The sequence below is a fragment of the Paenilisteria riparia FSL S10-1204 genome, assembly GCF_000525995.1.
In the GTDB taxonomy this organism is placed as follows: Bacteria; Bacillota; Bacilli; order Lactobacillales; family Listeriaceae; genus Listeria_A; species Listeria_A riparia.
The window spans coordinates 1-22,252 of sequence record NZ_AODL01000001.1 but is presented as its reverse complement, the minus strand read 5'-3'; the positions used below and the strand labels follow the sequence as shown (position 1 = coordinate 22,252).

Annotated in this window: 25 protein-coding genes, 2 rRNA genes, 1 pseudogene and 1 other annotated feature (1 of these 29 cut by a window edge); of the genes and pseudogenes, 2 read left to right on the top strand and 26 right to left on the bottom strand. The window is 44.3% G+C overall.

The features are described 5' to 3' along the window. Positions 1-9, bottom strand: a sequence feature (ribosomal protein L10 leader region); it reaches 133 nt to the left of the window's first position. A gap of 61 nt (positions 10-70) precedes the next feature. From rplA to PRIP_RS00050, 19 genes are all read right to left on the bottom strand, one after another. Next, the gene (gene rplA, locus PRIP_RS00135; RefSeq protein WP_036088152.1) at positions 71-760 is read right to left on the bottom strand and encodes a 50S ribosomal protein L1; all 690 of its coding nucleotides are present in this window, start codon (positions 758-760) and stop codon (positions 71-73) included. 180 nt (positions 761-940) lie between these two features. After that, positions 941-1,366: a 50S ribosomal protein L11 gene (rplK, locus tag PRIP_RS00130; protein ID WP_036071367.1), complete on the bottom strand. Its 426-nt coding sequence runs from the start codon at positions 1,364-1,366 to the stop codon at positions 941-943. 132 nt (positions 1,367-1,498) lie between these two features. Further along, positions 1,499-1,978, bottom strand: a complete 480-nt coding sequence (locus PRIP_RS00125) for an Imm63 family immunity protein (protein WP_036098847.1) — start codon at positions 1,976-1,978, stop codon at positions 1,499-1,501. A 172-nt stretch (positions 1,979-2,150) separates the two neighbouring features. Next, positions 2,151-2,684 carry a transcription termination/antitermination protein NusG gene (gene nusG, locus PRIP_RS00120; RefSeq protein WP_036088155.1) on the bottom strand — a complete coding sequence of 178 codons (534 nt, stop codon included), beginning with the start codon at positions 2,682-2,684 and terminating at the stop codon, positions 2,151-2,153. Between the two features lie 169 nt (positions 2,685-2,853). Then, positions 2,854-3,033 (bottom strand): preprotein translocase subunit SecE, encoded by a 180-nt coding sequence (secE, locus tag PRIP_RS00115; protein WP_036088156.1) that lies wholly within the window; start codon positions 3,031-3,033, stop codon positions 2,854-2,856. 19 nt (positions 3,034-3,052) lie between these two features. After that, entirely contained in the window at positions 3,053-3,202 is a 150-nt protein-coding gene (rpmG, locus tag PRIP_RS16570) for a 50S ribosomal protein L33 (RefSeq protein WP_077912854.1), read from the bottom strand. 156 nt (positions 3,203-3,358) lie between these two features. After that, complete coding sequence (locus PRIP_RS00110; protein WP_077912856.1) at positions 3,359-3,979, bottom strand: RNA polymerase factor sigma-70; 621 nt, start codon at positions 3,977-3,979, stop codon at positions 3,359-3,361. A gap of 86 nt (positions 3,980-4,065) precedes the next feature. Then, positions 4,066-4,578: an NYN domain-containing protein gene (locus PRIP_RS00105; RefSeq protein ID WP_036088157.1), complete on the bottom strand. Its 513-nt coding sequence runs from the start codon at positions 4,576-4,578 to the stop codon at positions 4,066-4,068. A 2-nt stretch (positions 4,579-4,580) separates the two neighbouring features. Next, positions 4,581-5,330 (bottom strand): 23S rRNA (guanosine(2251)-2'-O)-methyltransferase RlmB, encoded by a 750-nt coding sequence (gene rlmB / locus PRIP_RS00100; protein ID WP_036088159.1) that lies wholly within the window; start codon positions 5,328-5,330, stop codon positions 4,581-4,583. 16 nt (positions 5,331-5,346) lie between these two features. After that, on the bottom strand, positions 5,347-5,745 hold the full coding sequence (locus PRIP_RS00095) for a Mini-ribonuclease 3 (protein WP_036098845.1): 399 nt from the start codon (positions 5,743-5,745) through the stop codon (positions 5,347-5,349). A 2-nt stretch (positions 5,746-5,747) separates the two neighbouring features. Further along, positions 5,748-7,166 carry a cysteine--tRNA ligase gene (gene cysS / locus PRIP_RS00090; protein WP_036098844.1) on the bottom strand — a complete coding sequence of 473 codons (1,419 nt, stop codon included), beginning with the start codon at positions 7,164-7,166 and terminating at the stop codon, positions 5,748-5,750. Further along, entirely contained in the window at positions 7,163-7,795 is a 633-nt protein-coding gene (gene epsC, locus PRIP_RS00085) for a serine O-acetyltransferase EpsC (RefSeq protein ID WP_036098843.1), read from the bottom strand. Before epsC ends, cysS begins: the two co-directional genes overlap by 4 nt. A gap of 430 nt (positions 7,796-8,225) precedes the next feature. Next, positions 8,226-8,705, bottom strand: a complete 480-nt coding sequence (locus PRIP_RS00080) for a GNAT family N-acetyltransferase (RefSeq protein WP_206538177.1) — start codon at positions 8,703-8,705, stop codon at positions 8,226-8,228. An 89-nt stretch (positions 8,706-8,794) separates the two neighbouring features. Further along, positions 8,795-10,267, bottom strand: coding sequence for a glutamate--tRNA ligase (gene gltX / locus PRIP_RS00075; protein ID WP_036098841.1), 1,473 nt, complete (start codon positions 10,265-10,267; stop codon positions 8,795-8,797). Positions 10,268-10,283: 16 nt separating this feature from the next. Further along, positions 10,284-10,757: a 2-C-methyl-D-erythritol 2,4-cyclodiphosphate synthase gene (gene ispF, locus PRIP_RS00070; RefSeq protein WP_036088167.1), complete on the bottom strand. Its 474-nt coding sequence runs from the start codon at positions 10,755-10,757 to the stop codon at positions 10,284-10,286. Beyond that, positions 10,754-11,449 (bottom strand): 2-C-methyl-D-erythritol 4-phosphate cytidylyltransferase, encoded by a 696-nt coding sequence (ispD, locus tag PRIP_RS00065; RefSeq protein WP_036098840.1) that lies wholly within the window; start codon positions 11,447-11,449, stop codon positions 10,754-10,756. The genes ispF and ispD overlap by 4 nt, the downstream gene beginning before the upstream one ends. Positions 11,450-11,474: 25 nt before the next feature. Further along, entirely contained in the window at positions 11,475-12,548 is a 1,074-nt protein-coding gene (locus PRIP_RS00060; protein ID WP_036098838.1) for a PIN/TRAM domain-containing protein, read from the bottom strand. Positions 12,549-12,663: 115 nt separating this feature from the next. Continuing rightward, complete coding sequence (radA, locus tag PRIP_RS00055) at positions 12,664-14,037, bottom strand: DNA repair protein RadA (protein ID WP_036088171.1); 1,374 nt, start codon at positions 14,035-14,037, stop codon at positions 12,664-12,666. Positions 14,038-14,136: 99 nt separating this feature from the next. Beyond that, positions 14,137-15,018, bottom strand: a complete 882-nt coding sequence (locus PRIP_RS00050) for a LysR family transcriptional regulator (protein WP_036098837.1) — start codon at positions 15,016-15,018, stop codon at positions 14,137-14,139. Between the two features lie 100 nt (positions 15,019-15,118). Between PRIP_RS00050 and PRIP_RS00045 the strand changes: the two genes are divergently transcribed. After that, positions 15,119-15,529: a tautomerase family protein gene (locus PRIP_RS00045; RefSeq protein ID WP_036098836.1), complete on the top strand. Its 411-nt coding sequence runs from the start codon at positions 15,119-15,121 to the stop codon at positions 15,527-15,529. Continuing rightward, a complete protein-coding gene (locus PRIP_RS00040; RefSeq protein WP_077912852.1) occupies positions 15,519-15,908 on the top strand; it encodes a carboxymuconolactone decarboxylase family protein in 390 nt (129 codons plus the stop codon). Before PRIP_RS00045 ends, PRIP_RS00040 begins: the two co-directional genes overlap by 11 nt. Here the strand turns inward: PRIP_RS00040 and PRIP_RS00035 are convergent. The 7 genes and pseudogenes from PRIP_RS00035 to PRIP_RS00005 all read right to left on the bottom strand — a co-directional run. After that, entirely contained in the window at positions 15,858-16,856 is a 999-nt protein-coding gene (locus PRIP_RS00035; RefSeq protein ID WP_036098835.1) for an aldo/keto reductase, read from the bottom strand. The genes PRIP_RS00040 and PRIP_RS00035 overlap by 51 nt on opposite strands. Positions 16,857-16,980: 124 nt before the next feature. Continuing rightward, positions 16,981-19,489: pseudogene (locus PRIP_RS00030) on the bottom strand (ATP-dependent Clp protease ATP-binding subunit). A 26-nt stretch (positions 19,490-19,515) separates the two neighbouring features. After that, positions 19,516-20,547 (bottom strand): protein arginine kinase, encoded by a 1,032-nt coding sequence (locus tag PRIP_RS00025; RefSeq protein ID WP_036098834.1) that lies wholly within the window; start codon positions 20,545-20,547, stop codon positions 19,516-19,518. Next, on the bottom strand, positions 20,537-21,046 hold the full coding sequence (locus PRIP_RS00020) for a UvrB/UvrC motif-containing protein (protein ID WP_036098833.1): 510 nt from the start codon (positions 21,044-21,046) through the stop codon (positions 20,537-20,539). Before PRIP_RS00020 ends, PRIP_RS00025 begins: the two co-directional genes overlap by 11 nt. A gap of 10 nt (positions 21,047-21,056) precedes the next feature. After that, positions 21,057-21,515 (bottom strand): CtsR family transcriptional regulator, encoded by a 459-nt coding sequence (locus tag PRIP_RS00015; protein WP_036098831.1) that lies wholly within the window; start codon positions 21,513-21,515, stop codon positions 21,057-21,059. A 146-nt stretch (positions 21,516-21,661) separates the two neighbouring features. Further along, positions 21,662-21,777, bottom strand: a 5S ribosomal RNA gene (gene rrf / locus PRIP_RS00010). Positions 21,778-21,863: 86 nt separating this feature from the next. Further along, positions 21,864-22,252 (bottom strand): 23S ribosomal RNA (locus PRIP_RS00005); the annotation flags it as partial.

Genomic DNA, 22,252 nt, shown 5'->3' with positions numbered 1-22,252 from the left:
TCTGTTTTGTTTCAACTATGCTATTCTATCAAAATAGAACAACGTCGTCAAGCTCATTTCTAAGATAAACTTAGAATGAAGATGGATCTACTTTTACGCCAGGTCCGAATGTAGTTGTAACAGTTACGTTTTTTACATAAGTTCCTTTTGCAGCAGCAGGTTTTGCTTTTTGAAGAACGTCGTTAATTGTACGGAAGTTCTCAATTAGCTTGTCAGTATCGAATGAAACTTTACCAATTGCAGTGTGGACATTACCAGACTTGTCAACGCGGTATTCTACTTTACCAGCTTTGATTTCGTTCACTGCTTTTGTTACGTCCATTGTTACTGTTCCTGTTTTAGGGTTTGGCATTAAGCCTTTTGGTCCTAGGACACGACCTAATTTACCAACTTCACCCATCATATCAGGTGTTGCTACGATAACGTCAAAATCGAACCAACCTTGGTTGATCTTCTCAACGAAATCTGCTTCTCCAACGAAATCAGCGCCAGCAGCCTCAGCTTCTTTTGCTTTTTCGCCTTTTGCAAATACTAATACGCGTTGTGTTTTACCTGTACCATTTGGAAGTACAACAGCGCCGCGGATTTGTTGATCTGCTTTTTTAGGGTCAACGCCTAAACGAAATGCTACTTCTACAGTTGCATCGAATTTAGCGAAGTCTGCTTTTTTAGCAAGTTCTACAGCTTCTTCAACCGAATAAGCTTTGTCAGCATCGATTAGCTTTACAGCATCTTGATACTTTTTACCTTTCTTAGCCATTCTTTTTTCCTCCTATTCTGTGGTTATATCGGAATTTCCTCCCACGTAAACCAGAACATTGTCTGATTTGAAATAAGAAAAGATGAACGTTTTATTCAAAAAATATGATAAACGGTTTGACCCGCTTCGTTCAGTGGTTCTTTTTCTTATTCCTGATACGCATTAAAGACATGATTGGTATTAGTCTTCGATTGTAATACCCATGCTACGCGCAGTACCTTCAACCATACGCATTGCAGATTCAACATTTGCAGCGTTTAGATCCGGCATTTTTAATTCAGCGATTTCTTGTACTTGAGCACGTTTCACAACCGCAACTTTATTACGGTTTGGTTCACCTGATCCTTTTTCAACTTTAGCTGCTTTTTTAAGCAAAACTGCTGCTGGCGGAGTTTTAGTGATGAATGTGAAAGAACGATCTTCATACACAGAAATCACAACAGGAATAATTAGACCAGCTTGATCGCTTGTACGCGCATTGAACTCCTTACAGAATCCCATAATGTTTACGCCCGCTTGACCTAGTGCTGGACCAACTGGTGGAGCTGGATTAGCTTTACCTGCTGGAATTTGCAACTTAACCTCTTTGATTACTTTTTTAGCCACGAGACACACCTCCTTAAGTCCGTGATGTGGTTTAATGGGGTTAATCATTTCCCCTCCCACGTTAAAAAGCACAAAAATTGTACCTCATATAGGATACCACTAACACGCTCTGATTGCAAGATTTTTTTGAGGTTATTCTGTAGCTTCAAACCTGTCTGTTGCAAAATTGTACGCGACGTTCTTGTTCGTTCGCCACATGTTGAGATATTCGGCGTAATGATATGCGGCTTGGCGCGCCCAATCTGGATTCATTTGCTTTAAAAGGCGAACCGTTTCTTCAAATGCTACTTTTCGCGTGTCGCCCTGGAGATCGTCGTCGTTTTTGCGAATATAAGTGAGATCGCGGTGTTTCAGTTCGTATGCAAGACCCATGCGAAATGCGAGATGGAGGAAAACTTCATATTTGAAGGTGTCAAAATCCTTTGTTTTGAAAAGGCTCACTCGTTCACCACGCTCGTCACCATACAGAAGATAACCGTCCGCATCATTCCAGTCCATGCAAAGTTCACCAAAGCCGCCGGAACTTTTTAAATATAGATGGAAATCGATATCGTAGAACGATGCAATGCTTTTTAGTTGGAAGTAGATAGATTCAGCGTACTCGTCTGCCATTTGCAAAACCTCCTTTTAACAAAGAAAGACCTGGATATATACCATCCAAGCCTCTCAATATTATTTTTTGATAGCTTTCCATATGATTGAGCCGCACATGAGCAATACGATAATGCCTAGGATGGCAATCAATGCTGCGGCTATAGCTGCTGATAGGCCTGAACTCATAGCATTACAGTCTTTCGATTTGGTCGAAATCAACCTCAACTGGTGTTTCACGCCCAAACATGTTAACCATAACTTTGGCTTTCGCTTTATCGTTATCGATTTCTTCTACTTTGCCTGAGAACTCAGCAAACGGTCCTTCTTTAACCATTACTGTTTCGCCAAGCTCGAAATCGGCTTCTTGACGACGTTCGTTCATACCCATGCTCTTCAGAATACGATCTGCTTCTTCCGGTAGCAAGGCAGTTGGTTTAGAGCCCGCTCCGGCAGAGCCGACGAATCCAGTAACACCCGGCGTATTACGAACCACGTACCACGAATCATCTGTCATAATGATTTCAACAAGTACGTAACCCGGGAAAACTTTACGTTTCAGTGTTTTTGTTTTACCATTCTTTACTTCTGTTTCTTCTTCTTCAGGAACCATCACGCGGAAAATCTTATCTGACATTCCCATGGATTCTACACGTTTCTCAAGGTTAGCTTTAACTTTGTTTTCATAACCAGAATACGTGTGTACAACATACCAATTCTTTTCCATGCTCTTGTTTGACCGCCACCAATTGGGGTCATCCTCCTTCTAAATGTATATAATAAAACCTCTATAATTCCTTAACATAGGTACTGTTCCAAAATAAAAAAACCCGAAATTGCCTCGGGTTCTATCTCAATAATTGTATTATAGCATTCTTTATCAAAAAAGCCTAGTCTTAAAGGATGAACTGAATAAGCATCTCGATTAAAAAGTCGACAACCATAAAGAACACAGCCATACAAGCTACGGCAATGATAACTGTAATTGTATATGTTCTAAGCTCTTTTCCAGTTGGCCATGTAACTTTGCTCATTTCAGACTTTACGTTACGGAAAAACTTTGAAATTGCTGACATGTTATAACCTCCAAATTCACTATTTTGTTTCGCGATGAAGTGTATGCTTATTACAGTGTCTGCAAAATTTCTTCACTTCGAGCCGTTCAGTTCGCGCTGTGCCACCGACACCGACGGAATAGTTTCGTGATCCGCATTCTGAACATGCAAGTGACGTCTTCTTCTTCATAATCACAATCAACTCCGCTTATTTCTATGTTTTAGTGCCAAAATCCCCATTCAACACTTTACATCCATAATAATATACCATTAAATGCTGAATTGAGTCAAGAGTGAAAAGTATTTTACACCTAGCAACCCGCGGCACTTCTATGTTTGAAAATCTTTATAGTGAATCGTCCACTTGCTTCATCATTTTCTTCTTTACCCGCTGAATCGCATTATCAATCGCTTTTTCTTTCTTTCCGAAGTGCTGGGCCATTTCTTGATAGCTCTTGCCTTCCAAGTACTGATATAAAACTTCTCGCTCAAACTCACTCGTTACTTCTTCAAGCTTATGTGCGACTCCTGCTAATTTCTCATTCTGAATCAAGAAATCTTCTGGCGTCATCGCTTCCTTCTCGGAAATCACGTCTAGCAATGTCCAATCAATCGTATCGCTTTCGTCAACGGGCGTGTCAATGGAGACAGAATGGTTCAATGCATAATTCTTCTGACGCATCGACCGCTTCACTGCAGACAGAATCTGGCGGTTAATGCAAATCTCTGCAAACGATCGAAAGGATGCTTCCCGATCCTCTTTAAAATCACGAATAGCCTTGAACAACCCAATCATGCCTTCTTGAATGAGGTCATCCCGCTCGGCTCCTTGTAAAAAATACTGTGTGGCTTTCCAATAAATGATAGATTGATATGACTTAAAAAAATGTTCAATGGCCTTAGTCTCGCCTGATCTGGCAAGTTGCAACATTTTCATTTCTGCTTCTTTACTGTCATTTGTTTTCAATGGAACCGTCAAAAAGCCTCCTTCGTCAAGCTTCGTATTTTCTTGTGAATCCCATTATACAAGGGTTCTAACGTCTTCGTCAATGACTATTTTCGGCCTCTTCGTAGCTTTTCCAAGGCTTGAATTGTCTCAAAATCGATATTTAGACCTGTTTTGGGCTGTTTTTCTTGGATTTCTTTTACTTTGCGGGTAATTTGATGAGTCATTTCCTTAATTTCAAAAACTAACTCCCTCGCTGAAATCCGCAATGCGCCTTGGCCAAATATCGCCCATTGTTCCGTATAATCACTCGTCGCCACCATGACTTGTGTTTTAACATTTTTGTATTCGATGGCTTTTTGTTCAATGTATTCATCTGCAGTTTCGTCTTCTTTTGTGAACACGATTTCAACTTTGTTTTTCTTGTATTTGCGCTCTTTGGCACGGACGTATTGTGCGTCGAACACGACAACCACGCGGTAACCAGTGTAGCTTTGATATTCAGCCATCCATTCTACCAACTGGTTTCGCGCCGTTTCCAAATCCTTTGCTTTTAAGCGCGCTAGTTCTGGCCATGCCCCGATTACATTATAGCCATCTACTAGCAAAACACGATTCATCTTTATTCACCTAACGGCAGGCGTTTTCGATAAATTTCATACATTAATACACTCGCTGCTACTGACGCATTTAGTGATGTTACTGCGCCACGCATTGGTAAATGTACAAGAAAATCGCATTTTTCACGAACGAGGCGACTCATACCAAAGCCTTCACTACCAATAACAAGCGCAAGCGGCATGTTCGCATCCATCGTCCGGTAGTCACTGCTCCCACTTGCATCCGTACCAAAAATCCATAATCCCCGCTTCTGCAAATCTTCCATTGTTCGACTAATATTTGTTACGCGCGCCACTGGAATATGTTCAATCGCGCCTGTCGAAGCCTTCGCAACCGTCTGCGTCAAACCAACCGAACGACGTTTTGGAATAATAATACCGTGTGCCCCCACCGCATCTGCCGTACGCATAATCGACCCCAAATTATGCGGATCTTCCAACTCATCTAAAATAATGAAAAACGGCATTTCCTCACGTTCTTCCGCTTTCGCAAAAAGATCGTCTAGTTCTGCGTATTGATAAGCTGCTACTTGCGCCGCAACACCTTGATGTGAGCCGCTTACGATTTTGTCAATTTTTGATTTCGGCACGATTTGAACTTGGATTTTGCGTTCTTTCGCTGCGCCGATGATTTGTTGCATGCTTCCCTTTTGCGAGCCTTCCGCAATGAGAATTTTATGAATGTCGCGTTCTGATTTCAATACTTCACTAACAGGATTTCGACCTGCAATCCACTCTTGATCTTGCTCCATCTTGATTTTTGCCTCCTTATTTCGTTTTAATAATTTCCGTAGCTAAATTAAGCCATTCCGTAAGCCGCGCTGTTTCGCCGCCCAAATATAAATATCCAATCACCGCTTCAAACGCCGATGATAAACTGTATGTTTGCAAATCCGTATTTTTCGGCACGCTATTAGATTTTGCATTTCGCCCTCGTTTCGCAATCCGATCCTCTTCTTCTGTCAAAAATTCCTGTGCATACATCGCTTGTAAAATATAAGCCTGCGCCTTCGCCGATACATATTGCGTCGCCGTTTTGTGCAGATGGTTCGGCTTTGTTTTGCCTTCTGCTAAAAGTAGTTCACGAATATGGCGTTCATACACCGAGTCGCCCATGTACGCCAAAGCCAAGCCGTTTAGCTGTTTGTAGTCCTTCACAATCGCCATCCTTAACCTCTTTTCCAGCGCGTACCTTGAGCTGTATCTTCCAAAATAATTTGTTTTTCCTTCAACATATCACGAATTTCATCCGATCTTGCAAAATTTCGTTCGTTGCGCGCCTGAATACGCTCTTCAATCAGCGCCTCAATATCCTCATCACTCAGCCCGCTTTCACTCACTTCCACGGCTAATTTAAAGCCAAGAACATCTGCAAGCAACGTCATCATCCCTAAAAACTCACGCAAAACTGTAATCGAGATTTGCTCATTCGTTAAATAAATGTTCGCCCGTTTTGCCAGTTCATAGAAGACCGAAATCGCATTCGCCGTGTTGAAATCATCATCCATTTCATCTTCGAATTGTGTTTTCAGCTCCGTTAATTGCTCTAGCCAATCATCCTCTTCTGGCGTACCTGTGTAATCCTCTTCTGCTACCTGCAAACGATGGTCCACGTTTTGATATGCCGTTCGCAAGCGATCCAATCCATTTTCCGCATCTTGCAATAACGCCTCGCTATACGAAATCGGACGACGATAATGTACAGATAACATGAAGAACCGCACCACATTAGGATTATGCCGCTCCAATACCTCATGCAGCGTAATGAAATTCCCCAGTGATTTCGACATTTTCTCACCATCGATATTCATATAACCATTATGCATCCAATATTTCGCAAAAGTTTTACCAGTCAATGCTTCAGACTGCGCGATTTCATCCTCATGATGCGGGAAAATCAAATCTTGCCCACCAGCATGAATATCAATCGTGTCGCCCAAATACTTACGAGCCATCGCCGAGCATTCAATATGCCAACCTGGACGCCCAGCTCCCCAGGGACTTTCCCAAGAAATCTCACCCGGTTTCGCCGCTTTCCATAAAGTGAAATCAAGTTGATCCTCTTTTCGGTCATTGGCCTCCACACGAATCCCATGCTGCAAATCCGCCAACGGTTGCTGAGACAATTTTCCATAATCCTTAAATTTCTTTGTTCGGAAATACACATCGCCCGCCGACTCATACGCATAGCCCTTTTCAATCAGCGCTTCTATAAAAGCAATAATATCATCCATATCCTGCGTCACCCGAGGATGAACATTAGCATCGCGAACATTCAACTGACGCACATCGTCAAAATATGCCCCAATAAAGCGCTCCGCAACCTCTGGCACCGTCAGTTCCAACTCATGCGCCGCACGGATCAGCTTATCATCCACATCCGTAAAATTCGAAACAAAAGTCACATCATAACCACGATAAGTCAAATAACGACGTACCGTATCAAAAACAATAATCGGTCGCGCATTCCCAATATGAATATAATTATAAACAGTTGGCCCACAAACATACATTTTGACCTTCCCATCTTCAAGTGGCGTAAAAACCTCTTTTTCACGAGACAATGTATTAAAAATTTGTAAAGTCATTGTTCCTCTTCTCCTTTTTCCATCTTATTTTTTAAGTCTTCTAATTGTTTCTCCATTTCCAGTATCCGCCGTTTCATCTCTGCGACTTGCGGCTCCGTATGTTGCGTCACGCGTCCATTTAGCCGCACAACTTTTGCAGGAACCCCAACCACCGTCGCACCAAGCGGCACATCCTTTATGACCACAGCGCCCGCACCAACTTTTGCGTCCTCACCAATATTTATCGGTCCAAGAATCTTAGCACCCGCAGAAATCAGCGCTCGGTTTCCCACAGTAGGATGGCGTTTCCCTTGATGTTTTCCCGTCCCACCAAGCGTCACCCCATGAAAGAGCACGACATCATCACCAATCTCCGCCGTCTCCCCGATTACAATCCCAGCCCCATGATCGATAAACAAACGCCGTCCAATCGTGGCCCCCGGATGAATCTCCACATTCGTCAAAAACCGTGCCACTTGCGACAACCATTTCGAAAACACCACCATCCGATGCCTATAAAAAAAGTTCGCAAACCGATGCCACCATATCGCATGGAGACCCGGATAATTCAGAAACGCGTCCACATAACCACGCGCCGCTGGATCATTCACCATCACCATTTTCATATCCTCTTTCATACGACTAGCCATTGTAATCCCTCCTTATCTACTCTGAATTAAAACACAAAAAAGACCCCTCAACAGAGGCGTCACGCGGTTCCACTCTGATTCAAGTGAAGTTTGGAGTTCCAAATCTAATAATCGGCGGCAAGCGCTCGATTTGCGTGTAAACACCGTTTTGAAATCCTTTCTTTCAAAAGACCTTTGACGTTGTTTCGCGTTAGGGACTCGTTCACTAAACTTATCTCATCTGAATAACGGTCAGTCGCCGCTTTGCGATACTATGATTTCCCACAAAGATTCCGAGATGCATTTCAGAATACGCCTGCACTAAGCCACTCCCAGCCTTGGTGGCACTCTCTGTTTAGCCGTCATATTTCCTACTTCTTCTCATCAACATTTTCGCTTATTAAGTCTCATTGTACCACAGACCACTTCCACCGTCACCAAAAATCTCTTCTTATTCGTTCGCCAATTTCGTTAGCGTTTCCCCAGCAATCCGATACACCGTCCAATCCTCCATCGGCTCCGCGCCCATCTTCAAATAAAAGTCAATACTCGGCTTATTCCAATCCAAGCACCACCACTCTAAACGACCACATCCACGCTCCACCGCAATCTCCGCCAACCGCTTCAAAAATGCCTTCCCGAATCCCTTCCCGCGCACATTCGGCTGCACATATAAATCCTCCAAATAAATTCCCGAACGCCCCAGAAAAGTTGAAAAATTATGAAAAAATAACGCGAATCCCACCGATTCACCATCATACTCACCAATCAAAACTTCCGCTTTCTCCTTCTCAAACAACCACTTGTGCAACGCCTCTTCCGTTGCCACAACTTGGTCCAACATCCCTTCAAACTCCGCCAATTCCTTAATAAATCGCAATACTAACGGAACATCGCCCTCCGCTGCAAATCTAAACTGTAATTCTCCCATCCTAATTCCCCCTAAATATCTATAATTCGCCATTATTATACACTAAAAAAGAACATACCTGCAAAAAACAGATACGTTCTCCAAATTTATTATTTTGCTTCATTTAGTCGGTTTTCCAAACGGTTTACCACTTTTTCACGACCTAGTACTTCGATTGATTGTGGTAATTCAGGACCGTGCATTTCACCAGTAACAGCAACACGAATCGGCATGAACAAGCCTTTTCCTTTTGCGCCAGTAGCTTTTTGCACGCGTTTAATCGCAGCCTTCACTTCATCCGCTGCAAATGGTTCAATAGTAGCCATTTCTTCTTTAAACGCCGCCAAAACTTCTGGAACTTGTTCGCCAGCAAGCACTTCTTTTTCTTCTTCATCGAATTCTACATCATCCGTGAAGAACATCGCTGAAAGTTCCACGATTTCCGCGCCAAAACTCATTTGTTCATGGTAAAGCGATACAAGTTTATGCACCCAATCCAACTCTCCCGCATCAGCTGTTGCTGACACAAGGCCTGCTTTCACTAAGTGCGGCAAGCATAAGTTCACAACTTGCTCTAAATCTAATTGTTTCACATATTGGTTGTTCACCCAAGTCAATTTATGCGTGTCAAACAACGCCGGCGACTTCGATAAACGCTTCGGATCAAAGATTTTAATAAACTCTTCTTTAGAGAAAATCTCATCTTCGCCCTCCGGAGACCAACCAAGCATAGCGATAAAATTAAACAACGCATCTGGCAAATAACCTAAATCTTTATACTGCTCGATAAACTGAATAATCGACTCATCACGTTTACTCAATTTACGTTTGCTTTCATTCACGATGAGCGTCATATGCCCAAACGTTGGCGGCTCCCAACCATACGCTTCATAAATCATCAGCTGTTTTGGCGTATTCGAAATATGATCGTCTCCACGCAATACATGCGTCATTTCCATTAAATGATCATCAATCGCCACCGCAAAATTATACGTCGGAATCCCGTCTTTTTTCACGATAACAAAATCGCCAATACCATCTGATTCAAAAGACACATCGCCTTTGACCATATCATTAAACGTATACGTCTTGCCCGGTTGTACCGCATAACGAATACTCGGTTTCAAACCCTGCGCTTCCTTCTGCGCACGTTGTTCCGCCGTCAAATGACGACATTTTCCACTATAGCGCGGCATCATGCTGTTCGCTTTTTGCTCTTCACGTTCTGCTTCTAGCTCTTCCTCCGTACAATAACACTTGTAAGCCTTGCCTTCTGCCACGATTTGCTCAATTAGCGGATCATACAGATGCTGACGCTCACTTTGACGATACGGGCCATAATTGCCGCCCTTGTCCACGCCTTCATCCCAATCCATGCCAAGCCACGCCAAATTCTCTAACTGGCTCGACTCACCATTTTCGATGTTTCGCTTTTGGTCCGTATCCTCAATACGAATCACAAAATCGCCATCATTATGTCTTGCAAACAAATAATTAAACAACGCCGTACGCGCATTCCCAATATGCAAATGCCCCGTTGGACTTGGCGCGTAACGCACACGCACTCTCTTTGCTTCACTCATTTTTATCACTACTCCTTCATTTTTCTAAAAGTACAACCGCAAGACTAGCGATTCCTTCGCCGCGTCCTGTAAATCCTAATTTTTCCGATGTCGTTGCTTTGACATTCACCTGCTCTGGCGTCGCATGCAACAATTCCGCGATACGCGCTTTCATCGCATCCACATATGGCGCCATCTTAGGCTTCTCCGCAATAATCGTACAATCAATATTGCCTAGCTTATAGCCCTCCGCCTCAATCTCCGACCAAACCTTCGTCAAAAGTTCCGCCGAATCCGCGTCCTTATAAGCCATATCCGTATCTGGGAAAAAATGCCCAATATCACGCTTACCAACCGCGCCAATCACCGCATCCGTCACCGTATGAAGCAACACATCCGCATCACTATGACCTAGCAGACCTTTCTCATATGGAATCTCAATCCCACCAATAATCAGCTTACGTCCTTCCACTAGCTGGTGCACATCATAGCCTTGCCCCACTCGAATCATATCCGATTCCTCCATTTCGCCTGCAAAATCGCTTCCGCAAAAGCAATATCCTCTGGTGTCGTCACTTTAATATTGTTATAGCTACCTTCGACCATATGAACCGCAACACCCATTCGTTCCACCAGACTCGCCTCATCCGTCCCTAAAAACTTCTCCTGTTTCGCAATCTCATGCGCCCGCTGCAAAATCTCCGTCCGAAAAACCTGCGGCGTCTGAACTTGCCATAAAACCGAGCGATCAATCGTCTCCTCAATCACACCGTCACGCACCCGCTTCATCGTGTCCTTTACTGGTACACCACAAATCGTTGCACCATGAATCGCCACATCCGCAAGCAAACGATCAATCATCACCTGATCCACAAAAGGTCGCGCACCATCATGCACCATAACAAAATCCGCTTTTTGACCACATGTAGCAAGTCCTTTCGCAACACTATATTGTCGCTCCGAGCCTCCCGCCACAATCAAAACCTCTTTTTGAACATGCAGTTCTGCAAGCATATCACGCACATAATCCAACTCATCCTTTTGCACCACAACGACAATCCGGCAACAAGCCGCATCTTCCAAGAACGTACGAATCGTATGGATAAACAAAGCATTGCCCGAAAGCTCCAGCCACATTTTATTTTGGCCCAATTGCATTCGCTTCCCTTGACCAGCCGCCAAAAGAATCAATTCATATTTCATTAAACATTTCTCCTAAAAAGCCAAATTAAGCCGGTTTTGCAAAAATCATCCGTCCTGCAGAAGTTTGCAAGACACTCGTTACTTCCACTTGAATCGTATCATTAATAAACTTGCGCCCATCCTCAACGACAATCATTGTGCCATCATCCAAATAAGCCACACCTTGATTATGCTCCTTACCATCTTTGACAACAAGAACCGTCATCTTCTCACCTGGCAATACGACAGGCTTCACAGCATTCGCCAAATCATTAATATTCAGCACTGCAACGTTTTGGAATTCACAAACTTTATTCAAATTATAGTCATTGGTTACGACTTTACCTTGCATTACTTTTGCCAGTTTCACAAGCTTGCTGTCTACTTCCGCAATGTCCTCGAAATCGCCTTCGTACATTTCTACTTTAATCTTGTCCTCTTTTTGCAGTCGGTTCAAAATATCTAATCCACGACGACCACGCGTACGCTTCAACGTATCCGACGAATCCGCAATATGTTGCAACTCCGCCAATACAAACATCGGAATCACAATCGTCCCATCAAGAAAACCTGTTGTTAAAATATCCGCAATCCGGCCATCAATAATAACGCTCGTATCTAAAATCTTGTATTCGCGCGCCGCCGTAGCCTCTTCCTTCACTTCCTCAGGAGTCTTCTTCTTCGCACCACGCGCCGCAAATAAGTTGCCCCATTCATTACGCCGGCTAATCCCCACTCGAAAGCCCAGATAACCAAGCACCAATGTCAAAATAATAGGTACAACCGAATTCAAAATCGGAATTTTCGTCTGATTCAGCGCATTTCCCGCAAAAAAAGCAATGACTAAACCAATCATAAGCCCCAGACCACCGTAAATAATCACTGTATTAGAAGTTTTCGTAAGCCCGTTTTCTAACCAGTTCAAAGCGGCAACCACATACTTCACCGCCCAAAAAGTAAAAAGATAAAATATAAGTGCACCAACCAAGGCGTCTGTATAAGGATTATTAATGACAAAAATATCGTGAACACCGAGCGTTTCCCAAAGTTCAGGCAACGTGAACACACCAATCGTACCGCCAATAATCATAAAACAAATTCTAATTACCCATCTCAGCATTAGTTCTCCTCCTTTCGCTTCATTTCTAGTCTCACCTCTTCATTCTACACTAAGGAAAGCCCGTATCGCAATTAAAACGAGACTGTATCGCAAAATAACAGCCCCGCCAACCGTATCATTTCGGTAATGCCTTGCTCAGCGCCTCGCCAAGTGTAGCAACTCCAACAAGCTCCACGTCTTTTGGAAGTTTCCATTCCCCTTGATTGTTCGCCGGAATAAAGATGCGTTTAAAACCTAACTTGGCGGCCTCTTGCACCCGCTGTTCAATCCGTGACACCCGTCGTATCTCACCAGTCAAGCCAATCTCGCCGATGAAACAATCTGTACTTTTCGTAGGCTTATCATTGTAACTGGACGCAATGCTCACCGCCACAGCCAAATCAATCGCCGGCTCATCCAGTTTCACACCACCAGCCGCCTTCAAATAAGCATCCTGGTTTTGCAGCAACAAGCCAACCCGCTTCTCCAGCACCGCCATAATTAGCGACACCTTATTGTGATCCATCCCCGTCGCCATCCGTTTCGCATTTCCAAACATCGTCGGCGAAATCAGCGCCTGAATTTCCACCAAAATCGGTCGCGTTCCTTCCATAGAAACAACAACCGTCGAGCCCGAAGCCCCGTCCAGCCGTTCCTCCAAGAATACCTCCGACGGATTCGCGACTTCCACAAGCCCAACATCCCGCATCTCAAAAATACCAATCTCATTCGTCGAGCCAAACCGATTTTTCACAGCCCGCAAAATTCGGTACGCGTGATGCCTCTCGCCCTCAAAGTAAAGCACCGTATCCACCATATGTTCCAACAAACGAGGTCCCGCAATGGCACCTTCCTTCGTCACGTGGCCCACGATAAAAACAGCAATATTGCCACCTTTCGCAATCCGCATCAATTCCGCCGTACACTCCCGAACCTGCGACACACTTCCCGCCGCACTCGTCACATCCGGATGATATACCGTCTGAATCGAATCAATAATCACGAAATCCGGCTTCACATGCTGGATCGTCTGCTGAATCGCCTCCAGATTCGTCTCCGCATACACATACAAATTGTCCCCCGTCACAAGCAACCGTTCCGCTCGCAACTTCGTCTGTTTCACCGATTCCTCACCAGAAATATACAGCACTCGCTTCCCAGTTGTCGTCAATTGCGCCGAAACCTGCAGTAACAGCGTCGACTTCCCGATTCCCGGATCACCACCAACAAGCACCATCGAACCCTGAACAACACCACCACCAAGCACCCGATTAAGCTCAGGCATCTGCGTCTCAAATCGCGGCTCATTCTCACTCGTTATTTTCGTAATCGGAACAGCCGCAGCCGCTTCACCCGTATGCGTAAACGTTGAACGTCCCTTTTTCGTAGGCTCCAACATCTCTACCATCTGATTCCAAGCCCCACAATTCGGGCATTTCCCCATCCATTTCGGTGATTCATAACCACATTCCTGACACATGAATTTCACACTACGCTTCGCCTTCGCCATTCTCAAATCACCTTCCAATTTTTCATATCTGTCCCTATTCTACCACACTTTCCCTAACAAAAATCGCCCAACTCTAAAATTCTATTTTAACCCTTGTTCCTATTTTTTAACGCCTAATTCCTCCTTCAAACAATCTAAAAAAAGCTGTTTCATCCCCGACAAAAATTCAAAATTCCTCCGTCTCAATACACCAATCGATAGTAATTGATTTTTTAGCGGTATCGAAATTCTCACAACACCATCAGGTATCACCGTAGACGACAAAACAACCCCCACAAAATCCGTGGCCGAAATAATAGTCGGTATTGCCGAAATCTTGCTTACAGAATGAACGAAAGGCGTCACTTCTTGCCTTGCAAACTCCCGCTCCAATTGCAATCTATATAAACAACTAGGACCGCCCGTAACCAACGTGTATGAAAGCAAATCTTTAATAGTCATACCCATTTTCCTAGCAAACGCATGCTCTTGATTTACAATAAACTGTATCGACTCACTATAAAGATGTTCATGATGCAGCCCTGCCAAATCCTCAGGCTCCCCCGAAATCGCAAAATCAAGCGCTTCCTCATCTAATAATAACCTAGCAAGCATATCCGTATTTCCCACCGTAATATGACAACTAACATGTGGCTTGCGAGCATTAAACCTCCTCATTGTATTAGCCAAAACTAAATCCGATAGCGATTCAATAACGCCTATACGCAACGTCCCAATCTCCTCTTCCTTCAAATCCGCCGCCCTTTCAGTAACTAAATTCCAATGATTGATCAACATATTCACTTCATTCGCATATATCTTCCCCGATTCCGTCAATTCCGAATTCCAACCACGTTTAAACAAAACAATCCCTAATTCTTTTTCCAATCTTTGTATCTGATTAGTCACTGTCGACTGAGAATAATGCAACTTCTCCGCAGCTTTAGAAAACGTCCCTTCCTCCACAACCGTTCTGAAAGTAATTAATTCTTTCAAATCCATAAAATCATCTCCATTCTAAAAATCGATAATGATGTTAAAATAATTCAATTATACAAATAAAGATAAGTCATGTAAACTAAAACAAAAGGAGGCGTTTAAAATGCCATTTGTACGAATAGAATATATGAAAGAAGCGCACGATAGCAAAAATTTAAACAAAATTAGTAAAACCATTCAGCAAACCCTAATCAATGAATTCGATGTCCCCAACAAAGATTATTTTCAAGTTTTTCAAAGCCATGAGGCACACGAATTTTTCTATGACGATTCTTATTTCCTAAATAGCAAGCGCTCCAATAAATTATTATACATCTACGTAACACTAGCACCCGGTCGTTCTAAAGCCAAAAAGCTTCGGTTTTACAAAGAGCTCTCCATCGCACTATCAACCCATTGCGGCATACAAATGGAAGATATATTTATCCTGCTTGTTGAAACAGAACGTGAAAACTGGTCATTCGGAAATGGCCTCGCCCAAGCATTAGAAGGAGGGATTCCCATTGAAAAATAGACCAATCCTATCCACTGCCAAAGAAAACTATGACAATCTAGCTCCCACATTTGTCGAATACACAGAGAAAATTCTGTTCGGTGATATCTGGCGTAGGGAAAACCTATCACTTCGAGACCGTAGCCTCATCACAATTAGCGCACTAATCACCGCCGAGCACCTTAATCAACTACCGTATCATTTAAATTTGGCCCTCGAAAACGGGCTTTCCAAAGAAGAAATCATCGAGACTATCACACATTTAGCATTCTACGTTGGATGGCCTCGTGCAGCCTCTGCGCTAGACATCATAAAAAAAAGAAGGCGAAAAATCACCTCCTCCTCAAAATTAATTATTAGGATCTGGAATCAAGCCAACCGGTGGGTGCGGAATATATAGCTCTTCCAAATACGCCACCTCTGACTGCTCAAGCCTCACATCAAGCGCACCAACAGCACTCACCAAATGGCTCTCCTTCTGCGCACCAATAATCGGCGCCGTAACTTGACTTTTTTGCAATAACCATGCAAGCGCAATCTTATCACGCGTCACACCATGATTAACAGCCACTTCGGCCAACCGTTCCACAATTCCCCGATCCGCATCCATCATCCCGTCATATTTCGAATGTTGCACCTGATCCGTCTCCGAACGAAAACTCGTTTCCGACCAATCACGCGTCAAACGTCCCGAAGCAAGCGGGCTATACGGCGTCACAGCAATCTTTTCATCCCGACAAAACGGAATCATTTCACGTTCTTCCTCCCGATAAATCATATTATAATGATTTTGCATCGACACAAATTTTGTCCAACCATTGCGCTCAGCCACCCGTTGCGCCTTCTGGAACTGCCACGCATACATCGCACTAGCCCCAATATACCGCGCTTTTCCAGATTTCACAACATCATGCAATGCCCCCATCGTCTCCTCAATCGGCGTATCATAATCCCAACGATGAATAATATACAAATCCACATAATCCGTTCCCAATCGTTCCAAACTATGGTCAATCTCACTCAAAATCGCCTTCCGTGACAGACCGCCACCATTTGGCTGACCAGGTCGCATGTTTTGATGAACCTTCGTTGCAAGCACGATATCATCACGATTCGCATAATCATTCAGCGCCCGTCCAAGAATTTTCTCACTCTCACCCATCGAATAAATATTCGCCGTATCAAAAAAATTAATTCCTAAATCCAGCGCCTTTTTAATAACTGGGCGACTATTCTCCTCATCCAAAACCCATTTATGCGTCCACTTTTCCACATCACCACAGCCCATCGCACCTAAACAAACCCGCGACACATCCATACCAGTATTGCCAAATTTAACGTATTCCATCCCAATTCCTCCTCACTTCATCTATCTAACATCACCATTGTATCTCTTAGAGTTCACTCCAAGGCAAGCAAAAAGAACATCCTACACGCCGTCACAAAATCCGACCCATAGGATGTTCTACTATTTATTCTTTTTCTGCCGCCTTAGTTTTCGGCTTTGCTTTCGGTTTTGCCTTCGTCGTTGTCACTTTTTTCTTCGCAACTGGAGCTTTCTTTTCCTTCACTTGAACCGTCAATTCGCCAGCTTTCGTTCCGATAACGACCGTATCGCCAACTTTCACCGTTCCGCGAAGTAGCTCTTCAGACAACCTATCCTCAATATTTTTCTGGATAGCCCGCTTCAGTGGACGCGCTCCATATTCAGGATCATAGCCCTCTTTTCGCAATTTTTGCTTTTGCGCTTTCCGTCAAGCTCACGTGAATGTTACGCTCACCCAAACGCTTCGTCAACTGTCCAGTTAGCAATGTCACAATTTGTTTCAATTCCTTCTCATCCAGCGAATGGAAAACAATCGATTCATCAATCCGGTTAATAAACTCCGGACGGAACGCTTTTTTCAATGCCTGAAGCATGCTATGTTGCATCGCTTTGTGATCCTTCGTCATATCCGAAACGTTGAAACCAACCGACTTATCATCTTTTAGCTCCTGCGCTCCAATATTCGAAGTCATAATGATAATCGTATTTCGGAAATCGACAACGCGACCTTTAGAATCCGTCAAACGCCCATCATCAAGAACTTGTAGCAACATATTAAACACATCTGGATGTGCCTTCTCAATTTCATCTAAAAGAATAACCGAGTAAGGTTTTTGGCGAACTTTTTCAGTTAACTGGCCACCTTCTTCATAGCCAACATATCCTGGAGGAGCCCCAACCAAACGTGCCGTCGAAAATTTCTCCATGTACTCTGACATATCAATCCGAATCATGGCTTCCTCATCACCAAACATCGATTCCGCAACCGCACGAGCCAATTCCGTTTTACCAACACCTGTTGGGCCTAGGAAAATGAAAGAACCGATTGGACGCTTCGGATCTTTAAGTCCCGCACGAGCACGTCTCACAGCTAGTGAAACAGCTTTAACAGCTTCAGCTTGACCAATTACCCGTTTATGAATTAATTCTTCCATATTAAGCAATTTGTCCGTCTCGGTTTCCGCCAATTTCGTCACCGGAATACCCGTCCAGCTTGCCACGACCTCAGCCACAACGTCGTCTGTCACTTCACTATTATCCTGACCTTGCTTCGCTTGCCAATCTTTCTTCTTCTCCGCAAGTTCCCGACGCAGTTTTTGCTCCTTATCACGCAATGATGCAGCCTTTTCAAATTCCTGACCTTGAACCGCCGCGTCCTTCTCTTTTTTCAACTCAGCCAAGTTCGATTCCATTTCCTTCACATTCGCAGGCGTTGTATAAGCCTTCAAGCGCACCTTCGAACCAGCCTCATCAATCACATCAATCGCCTTATCCGGCAAGAAACGATCCGAAATATAACGATCAGACAACGTCACCGCAGCCTCAAGCGCAGCGTCCGTAATCGCCACACGATGATGTGCCTCATACCGATCCCGAAGCCCACGCAAAATTTGAATCGACTCATCCACAGTTGGCTCCTCAACACGAATCGGTTGGAAACGTCTTTCAAGCGCCGCATCCTTTTCAATGTACTTGCGGTATTCATCGAGAGTTGTCGCACCAATACATTGCAGCTCACCACGGGCAAGTGATGGTTTCAAAATATTCGACGCATCAATCGCACCTTCCGCACCACCAGCACCAATTAACGTATGCAGCTCATCAATGAACAAAATCACATTGCCCGCTTGGCGAATCTCGTCCATCACTTTTTTCAAACGATCTTCAAATTCACCGCGATATTTTGTGCCAGCAACAACCGTCCCCATATCCAGCGTCATCACACGTTTTCCGCGCAACGTTTCCGGCACTTCATTACGAACAATCTGTTGCGCCAAGCCTTCTGCAATCGCCGTTTTACCAACACCCGGTTCACCGATAAGTACCGGATTATTTTTCGTCCGACGGCTCAGAACCTCAATCACACGTTGAATCTCTTTCGAACGCCCAATCACAGGGTCCAAATTCTCTTCTCGTGCAATTACCGTCAAATCACGAGCCAAACTATCCAAAGTTGGTGTCGCTTGCGTATTCGTCGAACGACCCGAAGTTCCACCATCCCCGCCACCAAGCAGTTGCAACACTTGCTGACGCGCTTTATTTAAACTAACGCCAAGGTTTCCAAGAACGCGCGCTGCGATCCCCTCACCCTCACGAATCAATCCTAGCAAAATGTGCTCCGTACCAACATAAGTATGACCAAGCTTTCGAGCCTCATCCATCGACAACTCTATGACTTTTTTCGCACGCGGCGTATATTGAATCGATTGAACCGCCGTCTCACCCTCACCAATCAAACTTTCTACTTCCTTTTGAACCTTATCAGAACTAATTCCAAGCTCGTATAATGCCTTCGCAGCAATACCTTCGCCTTCACGAACCAGTCCTAGCAAAATATGCTCCGTCCCTAAGTTACTGTGTTTTAATCTCATTGCTTCTTCCTGCGACAAAGCCAGTACCTTCTGAGCTCTTTGCGTAAATCTTCCAAACATCATGGCAGTTCCTCCTCTAATTTTCGAAGCTAGTATGTATCCAAAATTTCTCGGATAGCCGCAGCCCGAATCACTTTTTCTTCTAATTCATTCATATCCCGCTGCGCAAATCTTCGCAAAAAAGCTGGTTGCGAAAATAATATCAATTCATTGACCTTTTGACTAGGTATATGCTCAATATATCCCATCTGTATCCCTAATCGCAAATCAGAAATAGCGTCCGCGGCTTCTTTCTGCGCCAAAATCCGGCTATGTTTCAACACCCCATACGCCCGAAAAATTCGATCTTCCATCGCAATATGAAATGTCTGTTTCAGCTTGGTTCGGCAAACCCGTTCCTGCATAATCACCTGTTCCATCACATCCGACAAATCCTGCACAATCTCAAGCTCTGTCTTACCTAATGTCACCTGATTCGAAATTTGAAAAATATTGCTTGCAGGCCGACTTCCCTCCCCATACATTCCTCTTACCACAAAACCGTACCTTCTAATCGCTTCTACCGTTTTTTGTAATTGTTTTGTTGCAACTAACCCAGGCAAATGGACCATCACTGAAGCTCTTAGTCCCGTCCCAACATTCGTCACACACGTCGTCAAATACCCCAACCGCTCATCAAAAGCATACGGCATATTTATCTCCAACTCATCATCCAGCACAAACGCCTCATTCAAAACTTGCTCCAACTGCAATCCCGGCGCCATACACTGAATCCGAATATGGTCCTCCTCATTAAACATCACACTAGCTCGCTCATCATCGCTAACCATCACAGCCCCGAAATCTTGTCGCCGCATCATCTCCGGACTAATCAAATGCCTCTCAACCAGCATCCCACGCTCCAAAACCGACAAATCCCCCATCGCTAAAAAAGAGAACCCATCACGCGTACCGAACTCTTCCCGAACCCGAGAAAACAACTCCACCCCAGCACCAGAAAAATTCCAGTCCTTAAAATTCCGAGCCAACCTCACACGCGAACTAATCACAACATCACTCTGCGGTCCATCCTGCTCCAACCAAGAACTAAGCACCGGTTTAAATAAATTTTCAAACCCCATCAAAACCAGCTCCATCCTCTTTCAAAGCTTTAATCTGATCCCGCACAATCGCAGCTTCCTCAAAAGCCTCATCCGCAATTAAATGTACCAGTCTTTCCTGCAAAACACGGATCTGTTCCTGCTCAGCAAGCGCACCCCTCTGACTTATCGGAACCTTCCCAATATGGCCCTTGTTCCCATTCTGAGCCCGTTCCACCATCACATTCACCTTCTGCGCAAACTGCCCATAACAATGCTCACAGCCTAACCGAGAAGAATCCAGCACCGCCTGCAAGGACATCCCGCAATACGTGCATTCCAGCATCTCACTATCCTCTTCCGAAGCTTTCTGCAACAAACTTAAGAAGTCCACACTAGCCTCCGCGATTTGCTCCTGCATATAAGCCATGCTCTGCTTCTCCGCACAATTCTTACACAGAAAAACCGAGAACGTCTCACCATTAAATTCATGTCTAATTTCAATATTCGCTTCATGTTCCCCACAACTCTGACAAATCATAAAACGCCTCCTACTCGTATTTCAACGCCTCAAGCATCGCCTCAAGTATCCGACTACGCATAATATCTCGCTCCGGTAACGGCAAAGCAATAACATTCCGATCCATCGCAGAAAGCATCAGCCTAGCCTCACGTTTCGAAACGACCTCTTCCTCCAATAACCGCAACAACACATCCTCCGCAAAATTCTGCGACACCTTCTTCTCATGCACCATCACAATAATCGCGTCCAGCAACTGTAGCTTATCATTCATTTTTACCTTAATAATCCTGATATAGCCTCCACCGCCTCGCTTACTCTCAACCAAATATCCACGTTCCATCGTAAACCGCGTATTAATCACATAATTTATTTGCGACGGCACACACTGAAACTGATCCGCCATCTCACTCCGCTTAATTTCCACAGCCTCGCTAGCCTCCAAGACCTGCTTTAAATAAGCCTCAATAATATCCGATATATTCTTCACAAGGATCCACTCCTCTCATTACACTGACTTTGACTATTTTTGACTTTAATTATACTAAAAAAAAGAGCCCAATTGCAAAGAATTAGCCCTAAATAAACAAAAAACCAAACTTAAATGCTTGGTATTTTTCTAAAAATATGTACATTGCCCGGCGACGACCTACTCTCACAGGGGGAAGCCCCCTACTACCATCGGCGCTGAAAAGCTTAACTTCCGTGTTCGGGATGGGAACGGGTGTGACCTCTTCGCCATCATCACCAGACAATGTGATTCGAAAGAACGCTGTTCTCTCAAAACTAGATAAGAAAGGATCGTGCTAACGTTTGTATTTCACCGAAAAATCATGTATTGGTTAAGTCCTCGATCGATTAGTATTTGTCCGCTCCATATGTCGCCATACTTCCACTCCAAACCTATCTACCTGATCTTCTTTCAGGGATCTTACTTTCTTAAAGAAATGGGAAATCTCATCTTGAGGGGGGCTTCACGCTTAGATGCTTTCAGCGTTTATCCCTGCCACACATAGCTACCCAGCGATGCTCCTGGCGGAACAACTGGTACACCAGCGGTGTGTCCATCCCGGTCCTCTCGTACTAAGGACAGCTCCTCTCAAATTTCCTGCGCCCGCGACGGATAGGGACCGAACTGTCTCACGACGTTCTGAACCCAGCTCGCGTGCCGCTTTAATGGGCGAACAGCCCAACCCTTGGGACCGACTACAGCCCCAGGATGCGACG